The sequence below is a fragment of the Sagittula sp. SSi028 genome (genome assembly GCF_048553715.1).
GTDB lineage: Bacteria > Pseudomonadota > Alphaproteobacteria > Rhodobacterales > Rhodobacteraceae > Sagittula.
The window spans coordinates 470,229-495,521 of sequence record NZ_JBLZNC010000001.1; the positions used below are offsets into that span (position 1 = coordinate 470,229).

Here is a 25,293-nt window from a genome sequence, read left to right on the forward strand (position 1 = left end):
CTCCTTGTTGAAATGCGGCCCCCTGTCGGGGCTCTTGCGGGATTATTGTCCGTACACCTGTTGCGGCAGCCACAGCGCGATCTGCGGAAAGATCATCACCAAAGCCAGCGCCAGCACCATCACCAGCGCAAAGGGAATAATAGAGCGGTAGATGTCCATCAGCCCGATCTCTGGCGGGGCCATGGCGCGCATCAGGAACAGGTTGTAGCCAAAGGGCGGCGTCATATAGGCGATCTGCGTGGTGATCGTATAAAGCACCCCGTACCAGATCAGATCAAAGCCCAGCGCACCAACGAGCGGCACATAAAGCGGTGCGACGATCACCAGCATCGCGGTGTCATCAAGGAAGGTGCCCATGATCAGGAATGACAGCTGCATCAGGATCAGGATCATCCACGGGCTCAACCCCAGTTGTTCGGTGAACAGCGATTCAATCGCCCGCACCGCACCAAGCCCGTCAAAGATCGCGCCAAAGCCCAGCGCCGCAAGGATGATCCACATGAACATGCACGAAATCGCCAGCGTGTTGCGTACCGAGTTCTCGAACACCTCGCGGGTCATGCGCCCCTTGACGATGGCCGCGACAAAGGCGGCCATGGCCCCGATGGCAGAGCTTTCGACCAGCGAGGTCCAGCCTTTGACAAAGGGGAACATCATCACAAAGAAGATCCCCAGCGGCAGCAGGCCCGCACGCAGCAGACGCAGCTTTTCCGCGCGGGTCACGTCGCGGTCCGCCTCGGGCAGGGGTGGCCCCAGTTCGGGGTTCATGCGGCAGCGCACGTAGATATAGATGATGAACATCGCGGCCATCATCAGACCGGGCACAGCGCCCGCCAGCCAAAGCTGGCCCACAGGTTGGCGCGCGATCATCGCATACAGCACCAGCACCACAGAGGGCGGCACCAGAATGCCAAGACTGGACCCCGCTTGGATCACGCCGGTCACCATGATCTTGTTATAGCCGCGTTTGAGCAGTTCGGGCAGCGCGATGGTCGCGCCAATGGCCATGCCCGCGACGGACAGACCGTTCATGGCGGAGACCAGAACCATCAACCCGATGGTGCCGATGGCCAGCCCGCCGCGCACAGGCCCCATCCAGACGTGGAACATCTTGTACAGATCGTCGGCAATCTTGGATTCCGACAGCACGTAGCCCATGAAAATGAACATCGGCAGCGTCAGCAGCGGATACCATTTCATCAGCTTCATCGCTGCAGAGAACGGCACATCCACACCGCCGGTGCCCCACAACAGCATCCCCGCCGCAGCGCCCACAAAGCCTATGGCGCCGAACACCCGCTGACCTGTCAGCAGCATCAGCATCATGCCGGAGAACATCAAAATGGCGATCATTTCGTAGGACATCAGATCTCCACCCCGCGAATGCGGCCAAGGTCGCGGAAAAATTCGGCAAGGGTTTGCAGCAGCATCAAAAGGATCCCGAAGGCGAGCAACAGTTTGACCGGCCAAAGAAAGGGTCGCCACGCGGTGGAGGATCGTTCGAGATAGCCCAGCTTTGCGCCCGCGGCCTCAAAGCCGCCGGTCATCAGCGCCCCGAAGAATTCGGCGAAATACTCCAGCGGTTGCACGCCGAAATACCCCATCGCATAGGCCAGCGATCCCAGAGCGCCGTACAAAAGCACCCCGAGGTAGAACATCAAAAACAGCACGGTAAAGGCATCGACCCAGGCCTTGGTCTTGGGCGACCAGCCGCCATAGAACAGATCCATCCGCACGTTCGATCCCAACTGGATCGAATAAGGGCCGCCCAGAATATAATAGCCGACCATGACGAATTGCGCGGTCTCCAGCGTCCACAGCGAGGGCAGGAACACGGTTTTCGAGATCGACGACCACAGCAGAACGCCCACAAGGACAAAGATCAGGTACATCGCGATCCGCCCGATAAAGCGGTTCATCGCATCGACCCCGTGAACAAAGGCGCAGATCAGCTTAGGCATCGGATACCTCGACCGCGTTCAAAGCAGGGCGCAGCATGGCCATCAGATCGGCCGCGATGGTGTCGATGTCATGGTCCGTGCTCAGCAAGTCATTGCGCACCTCGATCATCACATTGGGCAGGCCGCGCGCGATCCCGTGCAGCTGGAGCGAATGGGTCACCCCGTCCTGCGGGCCGTAGGGATCATTGCGGCGGGTGATCCGTGTGGCGGGCGCGTGCTCCAGCATGACATCCGCCAGCCGCGCATCCGTGTCGTGCAGAATGCCGATTTCCGTATCGCGCGGCGCTCCGTTGAAGACCGGCGTAAAGCTGTGAACCGTCACAATGGCGCGGGGGCGTTGATCCAGCATGGCGGATACTGTGTCGCAAAACGGGGCGTAGATGCTGTCGACGCGTTCTTGGCGATCTCCAGCGGTCAAGGACGCGTTGCCGGGCACCTCGACCACTTCGGATTTGGCGGGCATGGCAGAGGGCGATTCGGGCGGGCGGTTCAGGTCATAGACCAGCCGCGACACGCCGCCTGCAACCATGGGCGAATCGAGCAGCACCGCCAGACGTTCCGCCAAGGGGCGCGCGCCGGGGTCCCAAGCGGCGTGGCTGTCGCGCCATTCAGGACGCAGCCCCAGATCGCCATAGCGCTGTGGAATATGGTGCGAGGCATGTTCACACAGCAGCAAAACACCGCCCCGCGCTGCCGCATTGAACAGCGCGACCGCCTCGTTTTTGTCATCGTGGTGTCTTTTCGACATCTCACACTCCCCGCTTGTGTAAAAAACTCTCCACATCAGTCAGCGTTGTGTCAATATTTCTTCACGCAAGCGGTTCGAAGTTTCCGGACCGTCAGAGTAAACTGCCAAAGCTTCGATCATTCGGGGCGCAGTCGTAAGGAGTGTGATGTGAGCCAACCCGCCGCCACGGTGCGTGAATTGATCCGGACCAGCTATAACGATCTGACCCAGTCGGAACGGAAATTCGCCAATGCGCTGTTGGAAAACTATCCTGCGGCTGGGCTGGCCTCGATCACGATCGTCGCGGCGCAGGCGGGGGTGTCGACGCCCACAATCGCGCGCATGGTGCAGAAACTGGGCTTCAAAGGCTTTCCGCAGTTCCATCAGGCCCTGCTGAAAGAGCTGCAGGCCAAGGTCAGCGGCCCCACGGAACGACGCGCGAACTGGGCCAGCGAAGCCCCTGAATCGCATCTGCTGAATCGCTTCGCCAAGGCTGTGACCCAGAACATCCAGACCACCTTTGAAAACATTCCAAGCGAGGTGTTCGACGCTGCCGCGCATCTGTTGGCCGACACGGAGCGGACGCTTTACGTTGTGGGCGGGCGGATCACCCATGCGCTTGCCGATTATGCCTTTACCCACCTGCAGGCGGTGCGGCCCAAGGTGGTGCAGGTTACCTCGTCCTCGGCCACATGGCCGCATTACCTGCTGGATATGGTGGCCGGTGACACGCTGCTGATGTTTGACATCCGGCGCTATGAATCGAACCTTTTGCGGCTGGCGGAACTGGCGCGGGAGCGCGGGGTGGAGGTCATCGTCATCACCGATCAATGGTCCAGCCCCGTGGCCGAAATCGCGAGCCACAGCTTCAATTGCTGGGTGGAGATCCCGTCAGCCTGGGATTCGAACGTGTCGACCCTGATGCTTCTGGAGGCTTTGATTGCTGCCGCGCAGGAAGAGGCATGGCCCACCACAAAAGACCGCTACGAACGGCTTGATCACCTGTTTGAACAAACCCGCCTGTTTCGCAAGACCACGCCCTAAGGGCGCGGCATCTGGCGCGCGGCCTCTTGCAGGAACTGCGCCAGCTTGTGCCGGTCCAGTGGTTTCGCAAGCAGGGTGGCGCCCGCCTGCTTACAGCGGCGTTGCAGGTCATGAGAGCGGTCAGCGGTGATAATGGCCGCAGGCAACGGGATCGCGCTGTCGCCGGTCAGCTCCGCCATCAGCGCAAGCCCGTCGCTGCCGTCACCCAGTTTATAATCCGCCAGCAGCGCGTCAGGTACCAGTTGCAGATCCATCAATAACGCATGGGCCTCAGCCGCATTGCAGGCCTCGAGCACATGCACATCCCAGCTTTCAAGCATGATGGTCAGCGCGCGCCGCAGGTTGGCATCGTTTTCCACCAGCAAAACGATCAGGCCGCTTTGGCTGATCTGCACCGGTGCTGTGATGCGGCGTGGCTCAGATTGGCTGGGCTGATCGGCCAAAGGCAGGGTGACCATGAAACACGACCCGCGACCCGGCGTGGATTGCACCCCAAGGGGATGGCCCAACCGCGCACAGGCGCGTTCCACGATGGCCAGCCCCAGTCCCAAGCCCTCATTGCGCGATGCACGGGTGTCGAGCCTGCGGAATTCCTCGAAAATGGCGTTCTGGTCCTCTTCGGCGATGCCCGGACCTGTATCGTGGACCTCGACGCGCAGGCTGTTGCCTGTATGTCGCACGCCGACCAGCACCTTGCCGTGCTCGGTATAGCGGATGGCGTTGGCCAGAAGGTTCTGGACGATCCGTCGCAAGTAGGCGGGATCGCTTTCGACCACATGGTCCGAGGACACCAGCCGCAGATCCAGCCCCTTGCGTTCGGCCATCACGCTCATTTCAGCGGCCAAGGGCTGCAACACATCGTCCAGCCGCACAGGCCGGATGTCAAAATGCAGCCCCTCGCCATCGAGCCGCGAGATATCCAGCAAGGCATCGATCATCTGCGCCGCCGAGGTAAGCGCCGATTCCGCCTTTTCCAGAACAGCACGCTCGCCGGGATCGCGGGGCTGATCGGAGAGGGACGACAAATACAGCTTGGCCGCAGACAGCGGTTGCAACAGATCATGCGAGGCCGCCGCCACAAATCGCGACTTGGAGGCATTGGCCCGCTCCGCCGCCGATAGCGCATCCTCAAGCTCCAACGTGCGTTCCACCACGCGCTGCTCCAAGGCCTCGTTCAGCTCTGACAGGCGGCGCGCGGCGTCCCGTTCGGCGGTGACATCGGTGACGGACACCACAAAGCCTTCGTCCGGGATGCCTTGGCCAAAGACCTGCAGGATCATGTGGGGGCCGCGCCGGATCTCGAAGGAGACCGGCTCGCGGTTGTGGGTGGTGGCCCAGTTCAAAAAGCCCGCCCGGTCGGTGCCATTGGCGAATGTGACCTCGGGGGCAAGAAACTGCATCAGCCCGGTAAAAGACGCGCCCAGACGCAACCGTCGCGCATCCACGGCCATCAGATCGGCCAGCTTTTCGTTCCAACCCAAAAGCTGGCCGCTGCTGTCGAAAATGCCGACGCCTTGGTTCAGGTGGTCCAGCGTCGCGCGCACCATCGCCGTCTGCCGGTCCCGCAGCCGTTCGCGTTCGGCGCGTTCGATTCGGATCAGGTCGGTGACATCTGTTTGCAGAATAACAGTGCCGCCGCCGCGGGTGCGATGCTCGGACACTTGCAGCCAACGGTCGGGACGCACCTGCACCTTGAACATCACGTGATGGTCCAGATGCCGCCGGATGCGCCGCGCGGCCCAATCCTGCGGACGGTCGCCTTTGGGCAGCATCAAGTGGCCCGATTGGCTGATCATCTGCACATATTCGGTAAAGGGCAGGCCGGGCAGCAAGGCTTTGCGCACATCCACGAATTGCTGGCAAAACCGCGCATTCGCCATCACCAGATAATCGTCCGCATCAAACAGCGCGAACCCTTCGGAGACCGCCTCGATCGCGCCGGCAAGGTTGCCGCGCGCGGTTTCGATCTGGGCATTGGCGACCGAAAGCTGCGCATTGCTGTCGTGCAACAGGTTCAGTGTGCGTTCCAGCTCTAACGTGCGTTCCCGCACCCGCTGTTCCAGCAGGGCGTTGCGTTCAAACTGGGCATAGGCCGCGCCGGTCTGCTCTGGCCCCAGTTCGACGCGGCGCATCAGCGCCTGCGCAATCTGCAGCAGCTTGTGGTTCTGCCGCTCAAGGCTGTCGGCGGGATCAACAAGGGACATCAGCGGCGCCTCATGGCCCGACGGGCGGAAAGATCGCCACACCTGTCAGGGTCTGGTTCACATGCAGTCCGCCGATCTGTTCGCCGTAGGTGGAAAACCCCACCACGTTATGTGCGCGCAACACCGCCGAGACCGCGCGCTCCTGCTGGCCGCGCCCCGCATCCATGCGCCGCAGCAAGCAGTCGAACCCCAGAATATAATCCGGCGCGGCGTTGCGGGCCAAATGTGTCAAACTACGATCAAGATGCTCGACAATATCCTGCGGACGGGTCAGCGACAGCACCATCCCCTCGTCAATGGCCGAGAAGAAGCGCAGCGCGCCACCTGCCTCGACATGCTGGATGGCGCGGACGTGGTGGCTTTGCCCCAGACGCACAGCGACCGGATGTGCGGCAAAGGTGTAGGGGTCCAGATCGACGGGGTTCAGCCCCAACAGACGGGCATATTCCTGCGCCGCCGGTGCGGCGTTGATTTCCAGCACAGTGCGCGTGGCGGGATCGGCCTTGGTGACAACCATCCGCGTGTCGATCGGTTCGAGATGGTCAAGGCTGAAGACCTCGACCGGGCAATGGCTGCGCAGGGTGGCGACCAAGGCGGCATTCTGGAACACCTCGCCATTGCGCGACAACAGCGTGCGGCCGAAATCCTGCCCGTCGCCCGAAGACCCGCCAAACAGCGGCACCGGCCCCAAGGCAGAGGACAACACCGCCGTCAGGTATTCCTCGCGCTGCGACAGCCCGTCGATCAGCGTAAAGGCAAATTCGGAGGTCATCGCAGGGGCGCGGCGGGTCAGGTCCATACGCTGCGCGATCAGGCGGTCGATCAGCGCCGGTTCATTGAGCTGATCAAGCCCTTCAATGACCAAGGTGGCGGCTTCGAACAGCATCGACGGAAAGCCGACCGCGACGATCTGGCCGGTCTCATACCCTTGCGCGCCCAGCTCACCGGCGGTGGTGCAGGCCAGCACATCGCTGGAGGGGAACCAGATGGCGGCATCACGGGTCAGCTTGGTAAAATCCGCATCGGGGGCGGCGAACAGGCAGACCAGCGCCAGATCATCCCCCAGCGCTTGGCCAATACGAGCCATCGCATCGGGATCGGTACTGGCCACCTGAGCCGTCCGCAAGGTTGCACCGCTGTATTGATCGTAGCGCCCGTCCAATCTGCTCCCCTGTGGTCCGCCGGTTGTTCAAGTGCGGATCAGGATGAAAGAGCACGTCGGATTTGGCAAGCCTTGTGGCGAGAATTCAACCGGAGGCGAATCGCGCTTCTTGGGCGACCAGCACCGCTTGGGTCCGGCTGTGCACACCGAGCTTGCGCATTATGGCGGTCACATGCGCCTTGACCGTGGTTTCGGCAATCGACAGATCAAAGGCGATCTGCTTGTTCAACTTGCCCTCGCAAACAAGCTGCAGAATGCGCGCCTGCTGGTTGGTCAACGTGGCCAGACGGGTCAGCGCGTCTTCGCAATCGCCCTGCTGGTCCGACACCGGCGCGATATAGCCATCGGGCACAAAGGACTGCCCCGAGGCCACGGTTTCGACCGCGCGCCGGAACACACCGCTCTGCGCATGTTTGGGCACAAAGCCGTTGGCCCCGGCCTTGAGCGCATGGGCAATCATGGCATTTTCCGCCATGGATGACGCCACCAGAACCAGCGCGCGCGGCGCCTTGACCCGCAGGCGGACAAGCCCGTCCAGACCGTTCACATCCGGCAGGTTCAGATCCAGCACGATCAACCCGATCTCGCTGTCCGCGTCCAACTGGTCCAGCGCCTCTTGCAGGCTGCCTGCCGTGTGGATCGCGTCGAAATCGCTGATCGATTGCAGCGTCAGCGTCAGGGCGTCGCAAAACAGCGGGTGGTCATCAACGACCAAGGCCCGCGCGGGCAGGGTGATGTCTGTCGCTGGGGCAGGGGTCATCGGGGTGGCACACCTTTGGGTTGCTTCGGGATCACCTTAACCGAGCGCGTGGCACAGGGCTGTAACGCTTTGGTCCTATATGCCACGCGCGGCGCGCTTACAGCCAGCCTTGAACAGTGCGCGCGCCGGAGGACACATCATTGCCGAAGCCTTCGACGGTGCCACATGCAGCCAGCGCCGCAGCGGCGGTCAGGATCAAAATCAGGTTTTTCATATGCTCTGCCATAAGTTTCGGGTCTTGCGCCCGGTTGATGGATCAGGGCCTGTCGCAGGCCCCGATCCCGAATATAGGTCAATTAGTCTTCCCACCACCAGACATCGGGCTGGAAACCCAGCCAATCGCCATAAACCGGCAGGTCATCGGCGAATTTCAGCTCTTTGACATGGGCGATGCGGCTGACATCATAGCGATACATGATCGGGATAACATAGCGACCAGCCGTCAGGATACGGTCCAGCGCGCGGGCGGCGGCGACAAAATCCTCGCGGCTTTCGGCGGCCAGCATGGTGTCGATCATGGCATCGGCGGCGGGGCTGTCCATGCCCATCAGGTTGCGCGTGCCGGGGGTTTCTACCCCATCGGCACCCCAGTAAAGCCGCTGTTCGTTGCCCGGACTCAGCGATGCGCCACGCTCGAAATAGGTCATATCGAAATCGTAGCTGTTGGTGCGGTCCTCATATTGGGCGCTGTCGATTTCTTGCACGGTTGCTGTGATCCCCAGACGCTGCAGCGCGGTGACATAGATGTCGGCAATCGCCGCGTTGTCGCTTTGGCCCTGTCGGATCAGGATGTCGAAATCGAATGGCTCTCCCGCGTTGTTTTTCAGGACCCCGTCCTGAACGGTCCAACCGGCCTCTGCCAGAAGATCTATCGCAGCGGCAAGGTTCTTGCGGTTGCGTGGTGTGCCATCGGACACCGGCAGGCTGTAGCCCTCGATCGTGCCCGGCAACAGCTCGTCGCGGAAGGGCTCCAACAGTTCCAGAACACGCCCCTCGGCGGGGCCGTCCAGTTTGCCTAGAACAGAATTCGAGAAATACGACGAGATGCGCGGCTGGCTGCCGCCGGTCTGCACATCGTTGATGTATTCGAAATTGAACGCCAGCATCAGCGCCTCGCGGACGCGCCAATCCGCGAACTCCGGGCGACGTGTGTTCATCACAAAGCCATAGAGGCCCGTGGGCCGCTCATGCCCGATCTCGGATTTCACCACCTCGCCGGATGTGGCGCGCGGGAAGTCATACTGCGTGCGCCATTTCTCGACGTTGGTTTCGCGGATCGAATTCAGCAACCCACCTTTGAAGGCCTCGAAATGGGCGGTGCTGTCGGCGAAGAATTCCATGCGGATGGTGTCGAGCACATTGGTGCCCCGGCGGAACGGCACATCTGCCCCCCAGTAATCGGGATTGCGGCTGAGTTCGACAAAGCGGCCCGGCTCGAAATCCGAGATCACATAAGGCGCGGATGTGATCGGCACCACGTCCAGCGTGGCTGCGGCGAAATCGACGCCCTCCCACTGGGCTTTCTTCAGGATCGGGCGCATGCCCACGACAAGGGCCAGCTCGCGGTTGTCTTCGTTAAAGGTGAAGCGGATGGAGCGTTCGCCGGTCTGCTCCATGCTTTCGATCTGCGTCCACAGCCCGCGATAGCGCCCATGGCCTTCGGTGCCCAAGACCTCGTAGCTCCACATGACGTCTTCGACCGTGACAGGGCTGCCGTCAGAGAATTTGGCCTCCGGACGGAGGGTGAATTCCGCCCATTCGCGGTTCTCGCCCACCTCGATGCTTTCGGCGAGCAGGCCATAGAGCGTGAAGGGTTCATCGTAGCTGCGGCCCATCAGGCTTTCATAGGCCAGAAAGCGCAGCTGCCAGGGGGCCGTGCCCTTGACCACATGCGGGTTGAGACTGTCGAAGCTGCCCACCTCGCCCAGAACGATTTTGCCGCCCGTGGGCGCATCGGCGTTGGCATAGGGCAGGGCGGTGAAATCCGCCGGCAACTCCGGCTCACCATACATGGCGATTCCATGCTGCGGTTCGGCATGGGTGATTCCCGCTGCCAGAATCGCGATCAAACTGATGCCTGCGCGGCCTGCTTTTGAGAAAATATTCACGTTCATTTTGGCAACAATCCCCGTCTGCCCTTGTTTTCTTGGCTTTAACCTATCGGTGCTTTTACGCCTTTTCAAACTTTTAGCTTGGACTCCTGCAGTGAAATGCTTATACAGAACTCACTGCTCGATAGGTTTCTTGCCTGTATGAAACCTGCCTCAATGACTTAACCCCAGCTTCGGCTGGGGTTTTTTTTGGCCAATTGTCAGGGCGCGCGGCATCTAAGAGTGCCAAGATTCGCAACAGCCCCGCATATGAGGCGAGGCCGCTAAGTGCCGGTTCTGGCTGTGGATAAATCTGGCAGTGATCCCCCTAATGAATTTTTGGGCGTCCGAGTGCAAGACACATTTTTGCCTCATTGGCGGGGGACTGCCGTTGACCTTGCGGCAGCCTGTTTTTGTATCGTCAAAGAAGGCTGCGGCATCCGATCTCACGCAACTGTGCTAAGCGCAGGCGGCTTCCTTTTTGGGCGCGCTGCGTTAAAGATTGCTGCAAAGCAGAAAACGGGAGTTACAGCATGACACTGAAGGGCAAAACCGCCGTCATCACCGGATCGAACTCCGGCATCGGGTTGGGCGTCGCGCATGAGCTGGCCAAGGCTGGCGCGGACATCGTGATCAATTCCTTTACCGACACCGACGAAGACCACGCCATCGCCAAGGACATCGCAGACACCCACGGGGTGAACTGCCGCTACATTCAGGCGGATATGTCCAAGGCCGACCAGTGCCGCGCGTTGATCGAAAAGGCGGGGGTCTGTGATATCCTCGTCAACAATGCGGGCATCCAGCATGTGGCCCCAATCGACGAATTCCCTGAAGGCAAATGGGACGCGATCATCGCGATCAACATGTCCTCGGCCTTTCACACCACCGCGGCGGCCCTGCCTTTGATGCGCAAGGCAGGATGGGGGCGGGTGATCAATGTGGCCTCCGCCCACGGGTTGACCGCCTCGCCCTTCAAATCCGCTTATGTGGCGGCAAAACACGGGGTTGTGGGCATGACCAAGGTGGTCGCACTCGAGACCGCAAAAGAGCCGATCACTGCGAATGCGATCTGCCCGGGCTATGTCCTGACGCCGTTGGTGGAAAAGCAGATCCCCGACACGGCCAAGAAATACGGCATGAGCGAAGAGGAAGCGGTGGAAAAAGTCCTGCTGGAGCGGCAACCCTCCAAGGAATTCGCCACGACAGAACAGATCGGCGGGACGGCTGTGTTCCTGTGCTCGGACGCGGCAGCGCAGATCACCGGCACCACGATTTCCGTCGACGGCGGCTGGACCGCACTGTGATCTGACGGGGGTGAGGGGCGCTGCCCCTCGGCCCTGACGGGCCTCACCCCGAGGTATTTGTCCAAGGAAAAGAGACTGGCATGGCTAAATCGATCAACCTTGCGCTTCAGGGCGGCGGGGCGCATGGCGCATTCACCTGGGGGGTGTTGGACCGCATTCTGGAAGACGAGGATATCGAGATTGCGGCGATCTCCGGCACCTCGGCGGGGGCGTTGAACGGGGCTGCGCTGAAGGCCGGGTTGGTGAAGGGCGGGCGCGAGGGGGCGCGCGCGGCCCTGGATCAGGTTTGGGGCAAGGTCAGCACGCTCGATATGGCGGCGGTGCCGGAATGGGCGCAGGCGTTTTTCCCCGATCCGGGGTTTGTGTCCAAGGGGATCGAATATTCCTGGGCCTATATGTGGACCGATGCGGTGAGCCGGATGGTATCGCCCTATGCCTGGGGAGCGCTGTACAAGAACCCGTTGGAGGCCATCGTTGACGCCTTGGATTTCGACAAGGTTTGTGCGTCGAAGGGACCGGAGTTCTTTGTCTGCGCGACGCTTGTGCGGACCGGCAAGATCCGGGTGTTTACCGGGGACCGGATCAACACGCAGGCGATCATGGCATCGGCCTGTTTGCCGACGCTGTATCAGGCGGTTGAGCTGGAAGATCCCGAAACGGGCGTGGTCGAGGCATTCTGGGATGGTGGCTATACCGGGAACCCGGCATTGTGGCCGTTCTTTAAATCAAGCCTGCCGGAAGACGTGGTGGTCGTGAACATCAACCCGATCCTGCGCGAGAAGGTGCCGGTGACGCCGCCGGAAATCCAGAACCGGATCAACGAGATCAGCTTTAACGCGTCATTGATGCGGGAATTGCGCGCGATCAATTTTGTGCAGCGACTTTTGGCGAATGGAACATTGCAGCCCGGACAGATGAAAGACATGCGCGTGCATATGATCGGCGATGATGCCTTGATGAATGCGCTGTCTGTGGCCACCAAGGTGGTGGCGGTGCCATCGCTGTTGGTCCAGATGAAGGACGCGGGCCGCCGTGCTGCCGGCGCGTTTCTTGCGGAGCATAAGGATTCGATCGGGGTGCGCCAGACCGCCGATCTGCGATCCATGTTCGACTGATGCTTCAGGACGCCCGGGCGAGGCTTTCCACAGCGGCCTTGGCGTCCTGACTATTGGGGTAGACCAGCCCGGCGGAGATCACCAGTTTGGCGGCGTCCTCGATCGTCATGTCCAGTTCGATCACGTCTTCTTTGGGAAAGAACAGCAAAAAGCCCGATGTGGGGTTGGGCGTTGTGGGCACAAAGACCGAGGTCAGCCCGCTCATATTCGGGGCGCGGGCGAGGATCTCGCCCTTTGCATCGGTGGAGATAAAGCCGATCGCCCAGATGCCTTTACGCGGATATTCGATCAGGCAGGCCTTTTCAAAAGACCGCTCGGACTGGGCGAAAACTGTCTCAGCCAGCTGTTTGATCCCGGAGTAGATGGAGCGGACAACAGGCGTCCGGTCTACCATGCGTTCGGCAAAGGTGATCATGGACCGGCCAATGATACCCTTGGCGATCCAGCCCACGAAGATGGTGAACAGCAAGAACACCAGCACGCCAAGGCCGCGTACGTTGATTTCGATCCGTCCGGTGTCCGCGCTGGCCAGCAGGTCATAGAGCCAGGGCAGATGCGCCTCTCCGGTGGATTGGTCGATCAGCAGCCGGTTGAGCAGGGCGTTGGGCTGGTACATGTCCGGCACGAAGGGCCAGACAAAGCTGTCGACCCAGCCCACCACCGTCCAGATCAACCATACCGTCAGACCGACCGGGGCAATCACCACGATGCCCGTCAGGAAAGAGTTGCGCAGGTTGGTCAGCAGGTGGCCGCGTTTCTTGGGCTCAGGCTCGAAGGGGGCGTTCATCGTCTATCCGGTGCGGGCCGGCGCAGGGTCCCGAAGGGTCGGCGCGGGGCGGTCAATGTTGCAGATAAACTAGGGAGGGACGCGCGGCTTCACAATGGGCCGCGCGCCCGAATGATGAATTATTGGGCCAGCTTGCGCAGTTCTGCGGCGATCCCTGCGGCCAGACGCGCATTGTTGAGAACCAGCGCGATATTGGCGTCAAGCGAGCGGCCCTCTGTCAGCTCGAAGATACGCTGCAGCAGGTAGGGGGTGACGCCCTTGCCGGAGATCCCGTGTTTGGCCGCATCTGCGGTGGCCTGCGCGATGATCGGCGCAAGCGTGGCTGCGGGAATTTCGGCATCCACCGGAATCGGGTTGGCGATCAGCTGGCCACCGGGCAGGCCCAAGGCGCCGCGCAGGTGATGGCCACGCGCGATGGTGGCGGCGTCATCCATGCGCAAGGGCGCTTTGATCCCCGAGGCGCGCGACCAGAAGGCGGGCAGTTGATCCTGTCCGTAGGCGATGACCGGCACGCCAAGGGTTTCGAGCACTTCCCAGGTTTTGGGCAGGTCCAGAATGGCCTTGGCCCCGGCGGCGACCACGGTCACAGCGGTTTGGGCCAGCTCCTGAAGGTCGGCGGAGATGTCAAAGCTTTCCTCGGCACCCTGATGCACGCCGCCGATCCCGCCGGTGGCAAAGACCGCAACGCCTGCGCGCTGTGCGCAGATCATGGTGGCCGCCACCGTGGTCGCGCCGGTGCCGCCGGTGGCCAGACAGGCGGCCAGATCGGCGCGCGACAGTTTGGCCACGCCTTTCGCTTGAGCCAGCTGTTCCAGCTGCGCATCCGTCAGTCCGACCTGGATCTGCCCGTCAAGAATCGCAATGGTGGCGGGCACGGCGCCGTGGTCGCGGACCTCTTGTTCCACCAGCCGCGCGGTTTCAAGGTTCTGCGGATAGGGCATCCCGTGCGTGATAATGGTCGATTCCAGCGCGACGACGGGCTGGTTTGCGTCCATGGCGTTTTGCACTTCGGGGGATAGGGTGATCATACAGGCATGTCTCCGGAGACGTAGGCCGCGGCGGCCGTGAGAGCGCGGGACAGGGCGTCCTCTCGGGTGGCCCCCGCGCGTTCGGCGGCGATATGCGCCGCCATGAAAGTGTCGCCCGCGCCGGTGATCCGTGTCACCAGAACCTGCGGCGGGCAGGCGTCGATCAAACCGTCCGGCCCGGCATCCGCACAGGGCTGGCCACCGTTGGTGACGATGGCACGGGCCGCGCCACGGTCCAGCAGGGCCTGCGCGGCTTGGGGCGCGTCGTCAAAGGTGCACTGGCACAGCAGACCGGCCTCTTCGAGGTTGACGTACAACGTGCCACGCGCGGCGCGCAAAAACGGCGCAAGACGCAGGGCCTTGCCGGGGCTGGCAGGCGCGATGCGCAGATCGGCACGGGCAAACGCGGGGTGTTCGGCGATCTCGGACAGCAGCGTCTCGGTCAGGTTGCCGTCCAGCGCAATGGCCCCGTCATAAGGCGCATCGGCGGTCCCGAGCGGCCCATCGGTCAGCGGGCGCAGGATCTTGGAGCCGGCCGCTTCCAGCGAATGGGCGTCGGCGATGGCGGCGATCAGCCCGTTGGCACCTTCGACGGCCATGTAGCGGTCGGTTGGCAGGTCTTCGGAGCGGTACAGGTAATCGGTGTCCAACCCCAGCGCACGGCATTCGGCGACCAGCTCATCCCCTTGGGCATCGCGCCCGACCGAGGACAGCAGGGCAGGCCGCAGACCAAAGCGCGCAAGGGTCATGGCGATGTTCAACGCCACACCACCGGGCAAGCGGGTGATGCGGCCCGGCACGTCGGATCCGCGCTGCATGTGCAATGTCGCGCGCCCGATCACGTCCCACAGGACGGAGCCGATACAAAGGATGTCAGGCTGATGGGTCATGCGGACCCTATAGGCCGGAGCCCGTCGCGGGGGCAAGTCCTCAAGCCGTGGCATCGACCACTTCTGCAAGCCAGTCTTTGAACAATTGCAACGCCGTAGGCACGGGCCGGTCATTGGGCCAGACCAGCGCGTATTGCCCCAGACAGACCGGCGGGCAGGGGGTGGCGGGCACCAATCGCCCGGCGTCGCGGTCCGCTTGGGACAGAAAATCCGGCAACAGCGCTACGCCAAGACCGTGGGCTGCAGCTTGGGCGATGGTGGGGAATTGGTCAAAGCTGGTGCCGGGGCTTCGCGGCGGAGTCACGCTTTGGGTTTCAAACCAGTGCTGCCAGGCACGCGGGCGGCTTTGGATGTGCAGCAGCGGCAGGGCTGTCAGGTCCTGCGGCGAAACGGGTGTGGGGATCAGATCGTGGCTGGCCAGCGGCTGCACCGCCTCGTCCATCAGCGGCAGGGATTGTGTGCCCGCCCAAGCGCGCGTGCCGAAATGTATCGCCGCATCAAAGGGTTCACTGGCGAAGTTAAACGGCTTCAGCCGCGTGGTCATATTGATGGTCACATCGGGATGGCGGCGGGCAAACTCTGGAAGACGCGGCACCAGCCAGTGCATTCCGAAACTGGGCAGGATGGCCAGACGCAGCGCGCCAGCGGATGGGTCCAGCCGCAGGGCAAGCGCACCTTCGGTCAACTTGTCGAGCGCCTCGCGCACCACGGCGGCGAACCCTTCGGCTTGCGGGGTCAGGCGCAGGGCACGGCGGTCGCGCAAAAACAGAGGCGCATCCAGTTGCGCCTCCAACGTCTTGAGCTGCCGCGACACAGCGCTTTGCGTCAGGTTCATCTCCTCGGCCACCTCGGTGGCCGATCCCAGCCGGTCCAGCGCCTCGAGCGCGCGCAGGGCTGTCAGGGGCGGCAGTGGTCGATGCATGACTATTCCTCATGGATTCCTGCAATAGTTTCGTTTTTATGTGCGGAAAGCGCAAGTTATAAGCAGCGCAAAGATGGAGGACACCATGACCGACAGACCGACGCTCAAAGCCAAAGACGCCCCCGAGCTGGGCCAGTTCAACTGGGAAGACCCGTTCCACCTGAACGACCAGTTGAGCGAGGAGGAACGCATGCTGGCCGAAGGCGCGCGCGCCTTTGCAGACGAAAAGCTGGCCCCGCGCGTGACCAAGGCGTTCCTGAATGAGGAAGTCACGCCCGAGATCTTCTCGGAGATGGGTCAGATGGGCCTGTTGGGCGTTACGGTTCCCGAGGAATACGGCGGCCTTGGCGCGGGTTATGTGTCCTACGGGCTGGTGGCGCGGGAAATCGAACGCATCGATTCCGGCTACCGCAGCATGATGTCCGTGCAATCGAGCCTCGTGATGTATCCGATCTACGCCTATGGGTCAGAGGAACAGCGTAAGAAATACCTGCCGAAACTGTCGTCGGGTGAATGGATCGGCTGCTTTGGCCTGACCGAACCTGACGCGGGGTCGGACCCCGGCGGCATGAAAACCCGCGCACAAAAGATCGACGGCGGCTATCGCCTGACCGGCTCGAAGATGTGGATTTCCAACAGCCCCATCGCGGATGTCTTTGTGGTCTGGGCGAAATCCGATGCCCATGATGGCAAGATCCGTGGCTTTGTTCTGGACAAGGGCACCAAGGGGCTGAGCGCGCCGAAGATCGAGAACAAGATCTCGTTGCGCGCCTCGGTCACCGGAGAAATCGTGCTGGACGGCGTCGAAGTGGGCGAGGACGCGCTGTTGCCGCATGTGCAAGGGCTCAAAGGCCCGTTCGGCTGTCTGAACCGCGCGCGTTACGGCATCGCATGGGGTGTGATGGGCGCGGCAGAGTTCTGCTGGCACGCTGCGCGTCAATACGGTCTGGACCGCAAGCAGTTTGGCCGACCGCTGGCGCAGACGCAGCTGTTCCAGAAGAAACTGGCGGACATGCAGACGGAAATTGCGCTGGGGCTTCAGGGCTGTTTGCAGGTGGGCCGTCTGATGGATGACGCCAAGGGTGCGCCGGAGATGATTTCCATCCTCAAGCGCAACAACTGTGGCAAGGCTTTGGACATTGCGCGGATGTCGCGTGACATGCACGGCGGCAATGGCATCTCTGCCGAATTCGGCGTCATCCGCCATATGGTCAACCTCGAGACGGTGAACACCTACGAGGGCACCCATGATGTGCATGCGTTGATCCTTGGCCGCGCGCAGACGGGGCTGCAGGCCTTTGCCTGATCGCCTTGACCGGCCTGTCTTGCGGGGCTTGGCCGGTCCTTAGTCGCTTGACACTTGCGGCGCATAGCGCACCTTGAGCGTAAACAACGTAAAGGGATGGTTATGCGCCAATTGTGTTTCATGCTGATGGTTTGCGCCGTCAGCCTATTCGGCGGCCTGTCCGCACAGGCCCACGAGGTCCGACCGACAATCGCCGAGCTTGAGGCCGAGGGCGACAGCCTGTCGGTTGTGCTGCGCCTGACCGCAGAGCCGATCCTCGCCGGTGTCGACCTTGAAGGGGTCGACGACACCAATGCCACCGATAAGGCCGAAGTCGTCGATGGCCTACGCGCACTGTCGCCCGAATTGCTTGGGGCGCAGATCCGCGACGAGATCGAAAACATTCTGGCGCCCATCGCCTTCACCGCAGGCGGTAGCGACATCGCCCTGCAACTGGATGCGATGAACATCGAAGAGGTCGAGAACCTTGACCTGCCGCGCGAGACACAGCTGTTTTTGTCCGGCGCCTTGCCGGAAGGGGCCGACAGCCTGACCGTCACCTGGCCTTCAGAATACGGCAATGTCATCCTGCGCCAGATCGGAGTTGAAGACGGCTATACCGCTTATCTGTCCGGTGGGACGAGCGACCCGATCTCGCTGACCGCGCCGCAGGCCAAAGGCGCGCTTGGCACGTTTGCGGAATACATCCCCGTAGGCTTTGAGCACATCCTGCCCATGGGTCTGGATCATATCCTGTTTGTGCTGGGCCTGTTCTTCCTGTCCACGCGTCTGACGCCTCTGTTGTGGCAGGTCACCGCCTTCACGCTGGCGCATACGGTGACGCTGGCCATGGGGGCGCTGGGTGTGGTCAATATCCCCGGCTCCATTGTGGAACCGATCATCGCCGCATCTATCGTTTATGTGGCAGTGGAAAACATCCTGTCCGACCGGCTGCACCGCTGGCGTCCGCTGGTGATCTTTGTCTTTGGTCTGCTGCATGGCCTTGGCTTTGCCAGCGTGCTGCAGGAATTCGGCCTGCCGCAGGGACAGTTCATCCCGGCGCTGATCGGCTTTAACCTGGGCGTCGAATTCGGCCAGCTGACGGTGATTGCGATTGCCTTCCTGATTGTGGTGCTGGCGCAGCGCGTCGACCGGATGAAGGCGGACCAACGCACGGCGCAGGTGGTCTATGGCGTGTTGACGTTGGTGTTGGTCGCCGCAGGCTGGCTGCTGAATGGGCCTGCGTTTGTGGACACAATGGGGGCCAGCGCGCCCGTGTTCCTGTGGCCCTTGGCGGCTTTGGCACTGGCCTGCCTGCTGTCGGCGCATTTCGTCGATCACCTGCACGCCTATCGCCGCTTTGTCGCGATGCCGGCCTCTGCGGCGATTGCCTGTGTCGGGGCCTATTGGTTCATCGAACGCGTCTTCCTGTAAGACACGCCAAAGGCTGTACGCGGCGCGCGAGGGGTCACTTCCCCTTGCGCGCTTTCTTTTTGTCGGACTTCTTCGACTTGTCGGCCTTGGCCTTTTTCGCGTCTTTCTGTTTAGCCGCCTTCTCAGCTTTCTTGGCGGCCTTCTTCTCGGCTTTCTTGTCTTTGCTGCGGGCAGAGGTCGCCTTGCCCGCCTTTTTCATCTTGGCCTTGGCGCTCTCGCTTGCAGATTTGGTCGAGGGTTTTTTCTTCTTCTTTTTGTCCTTGGCCGGTTTCGCCGTCTTGTCTTTCTTGGACTTGCTCTTCTTGCCGGTCGCTTGCTTGACCTCTGCCAGCACGTCACGGTCAACAGACGGGTCGGCGCTGGGGATCGTCGCGGCCTGTTCCGCGTCCGCCACGTCGCCCAGCAGTTCCGCGGCGGCGAGGATCAACAGACGCGCGCGCACCAGTTGAACGCGGGGCAGGGCACAAAGCGCCTCTGGCTCTGCCTGCGCCAGATCACGCGCCGATGACAGCCCCATGGCCCGCATCTGCTGTTCCATCGCGGGACCAACACCGCGTACCAAGATCAAATCGCTCATATATATGTCTCCTTGCTGGCGGGAGTTAACCAAACTGCTATCAGCCTGTCCAGTTTTGTATATACAAAGACGGTACGTGTGCCCCCGACGCAACCGCCAATAGGGCGGTTTTGACCACAAAACGCTTGCGCTTTGCGCTGTGGCACTGTAATGCGCGCGGCACGAACCCGCAGGTGGGGGCGGGCCTCGAGGGGGAGACATCCCTTCAGGTCCACCGGTTGGCCCGGATGATCCGGCTCAAAACCCCCGCCGAGGATTAAACCGGAAAGGATAAGAAGCATGGCTCTTCCCGAGTTCACCATGCGTCAGCTGCTGGAAGCTGGCGTTCACTTTGGCCACCAGACACAGCGCTGGAACCCCCGCATGGGCGAGTTCATCTACGGCTCGCGCAACGGCATCCACATCATGGACCTGACGCAGACCGTTCCGATGCTGGACCAGGCGCTGCAGGCAATCCGTGACTGCGTCGCCAAGGGCGGCCGCGTTCTGTTCGTCGGCACCAAGCGTCAGGCAGCTCAGCCGATCGCCGAAGCCGCAGAAAAATGCGCACAGTACTACATGAACCACCGCTGGCTGGGCGGCACGCTGACCAACTGGCAGACCGTGTCCCAGTCCATCAACCGTCTCAAGCAGATCGACGAGCAGATGGAAGCCGGTGCAGAAGGCCTCACCAAGAAAGAGCGCCTGAACATGGAACGTGACCAGGAGAAGCTGCAGGCTTCGCTTGGCGGGATCCGTGAAATGGGCGGCGTGCCGGACATGCTGTTCGTCATCGACGTGAAGAAAGAAGCGCTGGCCGTGGCCGAAGCCAACAAGCTGGGTATCCCGGTTGTGGCTGTCGTCGACACCAACTGCTCGCCCGACGGCATCGACTACATCATCCCGGGCAACGATGACGCCGCGCGCGCCATTGCTCTGTACACCGATCTGGTGTCCCGCGCCGCTCTGGACGGTATGACCGGCCAGATGGAAGCTGCCGGTGTCGACCTCGGCGCGCTCGAAGATGCGCCCGCCGAAGAAGCGCTGGAAGGCGCAGAGCAGTAAGTGCTCCGCCACGTGCGGGTGATCCCGCGCGTGGCCGTCTTTGGGCTGTCGTCAACCCGACACACAGCCGTGACAAAAGCGGGTGGCTGACAGGGCCACTCGGACCCGTTTTTCGAAGATAGGAGAGCCAAGAGATGGCGATCACTGCTGCACAGGTGAAAGAACTGCGCGAAACCACTGGCGCGGGCATGATGGATGCCAAGAAGGCATTGGTTGAAACCGATGGCGACATGGAAGCGGCTATTGACTGGCTGCGCACCAAGGGCCTGGCCAAAGCGGCCAAAAAGGCAGGCCGCACCGCCGCCGAAGGTCTGGTGGCTGTCGAAGTCAACGGCGGTAAAGGCGTGGCCGTCGAAGTGAACTCGGAAACCGACTTTGTTGCGAAAAACGCTGACTTCCAGTCCATGGTTGCCGGTATCGCAAAAGCGGCTTTGACCGTGTCTGACGTCGAAGCGCTGAAAACCGCAGAGGTTGCTGGCAAATCGGTTGACGCTCTGATCACCGACAAGATCGCCACCATCGGCGAGAACATGTCCCTCCGCCGCATGGCGTCCGTCGAGGGTGACGTTGTGGCCGCATATGTGCACAACGCAGCCGCAGACGGCATGGGCCAGATCGGTGTTCTGGTCGCCCTGAAGGGTGGCAACGAAGAGTTCGGCAAGCAAGTCGGCATGCACATCGCAGCCATGAACCCGCAGGCGCTGAACGAAGCAGAGCTGGACCCGGCCGTCGTCGAGAAGGAAAAGCAGGTCCAGATCGACATCGCCAAGGAATCCGGCAAGCCCGACGCCGTGATCGAAAAGATGATCGTTGGCCGCATGAAGAAATTCATGGCCGAAGTGACCCTCGTTAACCAGCAGTTCGCTCTGGACACCGACAAGACCGTGGCGCAGGCCGCAGCTGATCACGGTGCCGAGGTTGTGGGCTTTGTCCGCATGCAGGTCGGTGAAGGCATCGAAAAGGAAAAAGAAGATTTCGCAGCAGAAGTGGCCAAGGCCGCTCAGGGCTAAGCCCGCGCGACATCTCCGGTTTGCCGGTAAGGCCGCTCTTCGGAGCGGCCTTTTTCGTATGTTTGGCGTGACGGAGACGGGGCAGGGGGCAGATATGAAAAGACCCCTGAACCCGTAACAGGTTCAGGGGTCTGAAAAGCGCTGGGGTCCACGGCGGTAATTTCCGCATCCACCAGCAAGAAACGACGTCGCCCGTTAAATCGACCGGACTGTGCCTTTCCCTCGTCCCATGGCCAAAGCCACCACTCACGGAACATCACCAAGATGGCAATTTACCGCCGGTTAAGGAAGAGAAGATTATGCTGTAATCATGCAAAAACGGAAAATTCACGGAACTGTGGCGCTTATATATCGCTATCGGGAAACGCAATCTGGTATTTGCAGCGGATGACCGGCGCAAACGTATAGTGTCAAGCAGACATAGACACCTTTAGGTGGATTTTCGGTCTATCTGTATCCGGCACTCGGGTGTTGGGGCTCAGTCACTCGAATCGATACCTGCGCGAATCACGCTTCCAGAATATACATCTGGTTGTGAAAGGCCGCCTTGGCCACGGCCTGTGCTGTGGTCTCTACGTTCAGGGTTTCGCGCGCCAGACGCAGGTGCTTTTCAATCGTGGCCTGCGTCAGCCCCATGATCTGCGCGATATCTTGCATCGTTTTTCCGTCACCGACCCATTCCAAGGCCTCGCGCTGGCGTGGTGTGAGTGTCTGGTTTTGCAGCGAAACGGGCAGGGTGAGCAGCTTGAGATGGACGAGATTGTTCAACAGCACGATGTCCTTGCCATGGCTCTGCCAAAGCGCGTCCACAGCGTCCTGCGTCATGTCCGCGCGCGCCGTCAGTGAAATCGCACCCTTGGCCCGCCGAGAGACGGATTTGAAACTGATCGTGTAGCCTGCGTGCACCTTATGCGTCAGGTTGAACGCCACGACCTTTTGCGCCTCCTTGTCCAGCGCGCCGCTGCTGATCTGTTCCGCCAGTACGCGCCAGGAACAATGGCCTTCGTTGGCCAGCGCCCAGCGAACCATCGGCGCGTGGCGATACAAACCGCCTTCGACGAACCCTTTGCGGTAGTCCGCAGAATGGTTCGACAAGACGATGAAATCATTGGGATCGCCCATAGAGGTCGGCGTCAGAAACCGGGTAAAGCCGTAGATCAGCCGGTCAAACCCGAACTCCGCCATGCGCGCACAATGCCGTTGCCACAGGTCCTCGACATGATCGACATGGGTCAATTCAATCATGGCATCGCGCAACGACGGCGTCATGTCAGCTCTCCAATGTGTCCAGCAGCGCATCAATCGCCAAAGTATATCCACGCACGCCAAAGCCCGCGATGATGCCCAGAGCGACGGCGCTCAGATAGGAATGATGCCGAAAGTTTTCGCGGGCGTGGGTGTTCGAGATATGCAGCTCGACCATTTTGGCGTCCGTGCCTTTGATCGCGTCCTGCAGGGCGATCGATGTGTGGGTGTAGGCACCAGCGTTAAAGACGATGCCATCGAACTGTCCGCGGGCCTCGTGGATCCAGTCGACCAGCTGTCCTTCGTGGTTTGATTGGCGACATGTAACAGCGGCGCCGCGGGTCTTGCCGTGGTCAATGCACATCTGTTCGACATCGGCCAAGGTGGTGTGGCCATAGACCTCTGGCTGGCGTGTCCCGAGCAGATTAAGGTTGGGACCGTTCAGAACGAGAATAGAGGTCATCGGCAAAAGCTCCGTGGTATTGATTTCAGCCGAGTTACCGACAGCACGGGCCAATTGTCCAGCATTACAACGCCTCTATGGATCTTCTATTAACATAATCATGATTATCAGAATTCTGCATGCTGGTTTCCAGCTCGCCCCCGACGCGGTTATGCACTAGATATCAACGTCTGGTTCACAATGTTCAGGACGCTAAGATGATCCCCGAAAGCGAAGCTGCCCAGATTACCGCGCTGTTCCGCGACAGTTTCAGCGCAAGCGAAGGCCCGGACGAGGCTCGCATGATCGAACAACTGGTGCGCGCGCTGCTGGCATTGCCTGTGGACCTGCGGCATGTGTTCACCTCTCGGGTTGATGACGCGCCGGTTGCGGGCTGTGTGTTCACGCCGCTTACGTTTCCCGATGCGTCGCGGCGCGTGATGTTGCTGTCGCCTGTGGCCGTCCATCCGGAGGTTCAGCGCCTTGGCCATGGCAGCACGATGATCCGCAACGCTTTGGAAACCTTGGCGAAACAGGACATCGGGCTTGTGGTGACCTATGGCGATCCGGCCTATTATGGACGTCTCGGGTTTCAGCCGATCACTGCCGACCAGATCGCGGCGCCTTATACGTTGTCGATGCCGATGGGGTGGCAAGCGGTGGCGCTGGATGGCCGTGAATTGGCGGCAGAGGGTACACCGGAGTGCGTGCCGCCGTTCCGAAATCCGGATATGTGGTGAATAGATCTGAAACGTGAAGATGAGCGATTAACAATGTGTTAATAAACAAAAATGGGGCAAGCGCCCTACCCCATCAACCATATCACCCCAAGGCGTAGCCTGCGCCACGCACGGTGCGCAAAGGATCACCACCGCCGTGCTGGGCCAAAGCCTTGCGAAGCCGGCCGATGTGCACGTCCACAGTGCGCGTGTCGACATAGATGTCGCGGCCCCAGACCCGATCCAGAAGCTGTTCGCGCGACCAGACGCGGCCGGGCTTTTCCATGAAGGTCGACAGCAGACGGAATTCGGTCGGCCCCAGTTTCAGCGCCTTGCCCGAGCGGGTCACGCGATGGGTCTCGGAATCGAGGATGATATCCTCGTATTCCAACCGCAGACCGGCCGCCGATGGACGCGCACGGCGCAGTTGCGCGCGCACCCGTGCCATCAATTCGATCAGCGAATAGGGTTTGACCACGTAATCATCCGCACCGGTTTCCAACCCCCGCACGCGGTCCACCTCTTCCGAGCGGGCCGACAGCATGATCACAGGCGTGCCACGGGTTTCCGGACGGGTCTTGATCTGGCGACAGACCTCGATCCCGGACACATTTGGCAGCATCCAGTCCAGAACGATGATGTCGGGGTTCTCTTCCTCCACCATGATCAGGGCTTCCTCGCCGTTTTCGGCGCGGGCGACACGGAACCCTTCAGCTTCGAGGTTGTAGGACAGGACCTCGCGCTGCGCGGCCTCATCCTCGACCACCAGAACGGTTGGCTGATCTGCGGCCATGGCTTAACCCTCGTCTTTGACCAGATCGGGACGCGGCCCCATATCGGTCGAGGTGTTGTCCAGCTTGGCGCGCGTTTCCTCAGGCAGCTGGCCCGTGGTCAGGAACACCACCTGTTCACAGATCGATGTGACGTGATCGCCCATGCGTTCGATGTTCTTGGCGATGAAATGCAGGTGCATGCAGGCGGTGATGTTGCGCGGATCTTCCAGCATGAAGGTCAGGAATTCGCGGAACAGCGTGTTGTACATCTGGTCCACATCGGCGTCGCGTTCGATCACGTCCTGCGCCAGCGCGGCATCGCGCTGGATATAGGCGTCGAGCGCGTCTTTGAGCATCAGCTCGACCTCGCGCGCCATGCGCCGCAGCGAGGATGCGGTGCTGCCGATGGGCTGCATCTGCACCAGAACCGTGGTGCGCTTTGCCATGTTTTTCGACAGATCGCCGATGCGTTCAAGATTGGCGGACATGCGCATGACCGACAGCACGATCCGCAAGTCAGAGGCCGTCGGCGCACGCAGCGCGATCACGCGGGCCGCCTCTTCGTTCAGCAGCTCTTCCATCTTGTCGATGGCGCGGTCGTTTTCACGAACCTTGGTGGCCAGCTCGTCGTCGCGGGTTTCCAGCGACACGGCAGCGCCCATGATAGCCTGTTCGACCAGCCCGCCCATCTTCATGATCTGGGCCTGAATCCCTTCGAGATCGCGGTCAAAGGCCGATGCGATATGTCTTTCCGTATCGTTCATAAC

25 protein-coding genes are annotated in these 25,293 nt (G+C 61.3%); 8 read left to right on the plus strand and 17 right to left on the minus strand.

From position 1 onward, the window contains the following. Window positions 1–42: 42 nt before the first annotated feature. The 3 genes from ACN5AZ_RS02235 to ACN5AZ_RS02245 are packed head-to-tail and all read right to left on the minus strand — an operon-like array spanning window position 43 to window position 2,709. Window positions 43–1,365 carry a TRAP transporter large permease gene (locus tag ACN5AZ_RS02235; RefSeq protein ID WP_419427214.1) on the minus strand — a complete coding sequence of 441 codons (1,323 nt, stop codon included), beginning with the start codon at window positions 1,363–1,365 and terminating at the stop codon, window positions 43–45. Beyond that, the gene (locus tag ACN5AZ_RS02240) at window positions 1,365–1,961 is read right to left on the minus strand and encodes a TRAP transporter small permease subunit (protein ID WP_419427215.1); all 597 of its coding nucleotides are present in this window, start codon (window positions 1,959–1,961) and stop codon (window positions 1,365–1,367) included. The genes ACN5AZ_RS02235 and ACN5AZ_RS02240 overlap by 1 nt, the downstream gene beginning before the upstream one ends. After that, on the minus strand, window positions 1,954–2,709 hold the full coding sequence (locus ACN5AZ_RS02245; protein WP_419427216.1) for an N-formylglutamate amidohydrolase: 756 nt from the start codon (window positions 2,707–2,709) through the stop codon (window positions 1,954–1,956). The genes ACN5AZ_RS02240 and ACN5AZ_RS02245 overlap by 8 nt, the downstream gene beginning before the upstream one ends. 147 nt (window positions 2,710–2,856) lie before the next feature. Between ACN5AZ_RS02245 and ACN5AZ_RS02250 the strand changes: the two genes are divergently transcribed. Beyond that, window positions 2,857–3,732 carry a MurR/RpiR family transcriptional regulator gene (locus tag ACN5AZ_RS02250; protein ID WP_419427217.1) on the plus strand — a complete coding sequence of 292 codons (876 nt, stop codon included), beginning with the start codon at window positions 2,857–2,859 and terminating at the stop codon, window positions 3,730–3,732. On the opposite strand, the gene ACN5AZ_RS02255 is transcribed toward ACN5AZ_RS02250, so the two are convergent. The 5 genes from ACN5AZ_RS02255 to ACN5AZ_RS02275 all read right to left on the minus strand — a co-directional run bounded on the left by ACN5AZ_RS02255 (window position 3,729) and on the right by ACN5AZ_RS02275 (window position 9,972). Beyond that, window positions 3,729–5,936 carry a PAS-domain containing protein gene (locus tag ACN5AZ_RS02255; RefSeq protein WP_419427218.1) on the minus strand — a complete coding sequence of 736 codons (2,208 nt, stop codon included), beginning with the start codon at window positions 5,934–5,936 and terminating at the stop codon, window positions 3,729–3,731. The two genes, ACN5AZ_RS02250 and ACN5AZ_RS02255, sit on opposite strands and share 4 nt — an antisense overlap. Window positions 5,937–5,946: 10 nt before the next feature. Further along, a complete protein-coding gene (locus ACN5AZ_RS02260) occupies window positions 5,947–7,098 on the minus strand; it encodes an FIST N-terminal domain-containing protein (protein WP_419427219.1) in 1,152 nt (383 codons plus the stop codon). 85 nt (window positions 7,099–7,183) lie between these two features. Then, entirely contained in the window at window positions 7,184–7,858 is a 675-nt protein-coding gene (locus ACN5AZ_RS02265) for a response regulator (RefSeq protein WP_419427220.1), read from the minus strand. A gap of 97 nt (window positions 7,859–7,955) precedes the next feature. Beyond that, window positions 7,956–8,072: an entericidin EcnA/B family protein gene (locus ACN5AZ_RS02270; RefSeq protein ID WP_419427221.1), complete on the minus strand. Its 117-nt coding sequence runs from the start codon at window positions 8,070–8,072 to the stop codon at window positions 7,956–7,958. Between the two features lie 82 nt (window positions 8,073–8,154). Beyond that, entirely contained in the window at window positions 8,155–9,972 is a 1,818-nt protein-coding gene (locus tag ACN5AZ_RS02275) for an extracellular solute-binding protein (RefSeq protein ID WP_419427222.1), read from the minus strand. Window positions 9,973–10,481: 509 nt separating this feature from the next. On the opposite strand from ACN5AZ_RS02275, the gene ACN5AZ_RS02280 reads away from it, so the two are divergent. Then, window positions 10,482–11,255, plus strand: a complete 774-nt coding sequence (locus tag ACN5AZ_RS02280) for a 3-hydroxybutyrate dehydrogenase (RefSeq protein WP_419427223.1) — start codon at window positions 10,482–10,484, stop codon at window positions 11,253–11,255. Window positions 11,256–11,335: 80 nt separating this feature from the next. Further along, window positions 11,336–12,370, plus strand: a complete 1,035-nt coding sequence (locus ACN5AZ_RS02285) for a patatin-like phospholipase family protein (RefSeq protein ID WP_419427224.1) — start codon at window positions 11,336–11,338, stop codon at window positions 12,368–12,370. A gap of 4 nt (window positions 12,371–12,374) precedes the next feature. Here ACN5AZ_RS02285 and ACN5AZ_RS02290 read toward each other — a convergent pair whose 3' ends face one another. The 4 genes from ACN5AZ_RS02290 to ACN5AZ_RS02305 form a co-directional block, all read right to left on the minus strand. Next, window positions 12,375–13,157, minus strand: a complete 783-nt coding sequence (locus ACN5AZ_RS02290; protein ID WP_419427225.1) for a DUF502 domain-containing protein — start codon at window positions 13,155–13,157, stop codon at window positions 12,375–12,377. A gap of 119 nt (window positions 13,158–13,276) precedes the next feature. Further along, window positions 13,277–14,185, minus strand: a complete 909-nt coding sequence (locus ACN5AZ_RS02295) for a pseudouridine-5'-phosphate glycosidase (RefSeq protein ID WP_419427226.1) — start codon at window positions 14,183–14,185, stop codon at window positions 13,277–13,279. Then, window positions 14,182–15,075, minus strand: a complete 894-nt coding sequence (locus ACN5AZ_RS02300; protein WP_419427227.1) for a PfkB family carbohydrate kinase — start codon at window positions 15,073–15,075, stop codon at window positions 14,182–14,184. The genes ACN5AZ_RS02295 and ACN5AZ_RS02300 overlap by 4 nt, the downstream gene beginning before the upstream one ends. Window positions 15,076–15,115: 40 nt before the next feature. Next, window positions 15,116–15,997 (minus strand): LysR substrate-binding domain-containing protein, encoded by an 882-nt coding sequence (locus ACN5AZ_RS02305; protein ID WP_419427228.1) that lies wholly within the window; start codon window positions 15,995–15,997, stop codon window positions 15,116–15,118. Window positions 15,998–16,082: 85 nt separating this feature from the next. Between ACN5AZ_RS02305 and ACN5AZ_RS02310 the strand changes: the two genes are divergently transcribed. Then, window positions 16,083–17,303, plus strand: coding sequence for an acyl-CoA dehydrogenase (locus ACN5AZ_RS02310; RefSeq protein ID WP_419427229.1), 1,221 nt, complete (start codon window positions 16,083–16,085; stop codon window positions 17,301–17,303). Window positions 17,304–17,405: 102 nt separating this feature from the next. Then, the gene (locus tag ACN5AZ_RS02315; protein ID WP_419427230.1) at window positions 17,406–18,716 is read left to right on the plus strand and encodes a HupE/UreJ family protein; all 1,311 of its coding nucleotides are present in this window, start codon (window positions 17,406–17,408) and stop codon (window positions 18,714–18,716) included. 34 nt (window positions 18,717–18,750) lie between these two features. Here ACN5AZ_RS02315 and ACN5AZ_RS02320 read toward each other — a convergent pair whose 3' ends face one another. Continuing rightward, complete coding sequence (locus tag ACN5AZ_RS02320; protein WP_419427231.1) at window positions 18,751–19,293, minus strand: helix-hairpin-helix domain-containing protein; 543 nt, start codon at window positions 19,291–19,293, stop codon at window positions 18,751–18,753. Window positions 19,294–19,572: 279 nt separating this feature from the next. Between ACN5AZ_RS02320 and rpsB the strand changes: the two genes are divergently transcribed. After that, a complete protein-coding gene (gene rpsB / locus ACN5AZ_RS02325; protein ID WP_419427232.1) occupies window positions 19,573–20,337 on the plus strand; it encodes a 30S ribosomal protein S2 in 765 nt (254 codons plus the stop codon). Window positions 20,338–20,471: 134 nt separating this feature from the next. Then, complete coding sequence (tsf, locus tag ACN5AZ_RS02330; RefSeq protein ID WP_419427233.1) at window positions 20,472–21,347, plus strand: translation elongation factor Ts; 876 nt, start codon at window positions 20,472–20,474, stop codon at window positions 21,345–21,347. Between the two features lie 507 nt (window positions 21,348–21,854). Here tsf and ACN5AZ_RS02335 read toward each other — a convergent pair. After that, window positions 21,855–22,616, minus strand: coding sequence for a helix-turn-helix transcriptional regulator (locus tag ACN5AZ_RS02335; RefSeq protein WP_419427234.1), 762 nt, complete (start codon window positions 22,614–22,616; stop codon window positions 21,855–21,857). Window position 22,617: 1 nt separating this feature from the next. Next, a complete protein-coding gene (aroQ, locus tag ACN5AZ_RS02340) occupies window positions 22,618–23,055 on the minus strand; it encodes a type II 3-dehydroquinate dehydratase (RefSeq protein ID WP_419427235.1) in 438 nt (145 codons plus the stop codon). Window positions 23,056–23,252: 197 nt separating this feature from the next. On the opposite strand from aroQ, the gene ACN5AZ_RS02345 reads away from it, so the two are divergent. Next, window positions 23,253–23,774, plus strand: a complete 522-nt coding sequence (locus tag ACN5AZ_RS02345) for a GNAT family N-acetyltransferase (RefSeq protein ID WP_419427236.1) — start codon at window positions 23,253–23,255, stop codon at window positions 23,772–23,774. 82 nt (window positions 23,775–23,856) lie between these two features. Here the strand turns inward: ACN5AZ_RS02345 and phoB are convergent, their stop codons facing one another. Next, window positions 23,857–24,546, minus strand: a complete 690-nt coding sequence (phoB, locus tag ACN5AZ_RS02350; RefSeq protein ID WP_419427237.1) for a phosphate regulon transcriptional regulator PhoB — start codon at window positions 24,544–24,546, stop codon at window positions 23,857–23,859. A gap of 3 nt (window positions 24,547–24,549) precedes the next feature. After that, window positions 24,550–25,290, minus strand: coding sequence for a phosphate signaling complex protein PhoU (gene phoU / locus ACN5AZ_RS02355; protein ID WP_419427238.1), 741 nt, complete (start codon window positions 25,288–25,290; stop codon window positions 24,550–24,552). Window positions 25,291–25,293: the final 3 nt, after the last annotated feature.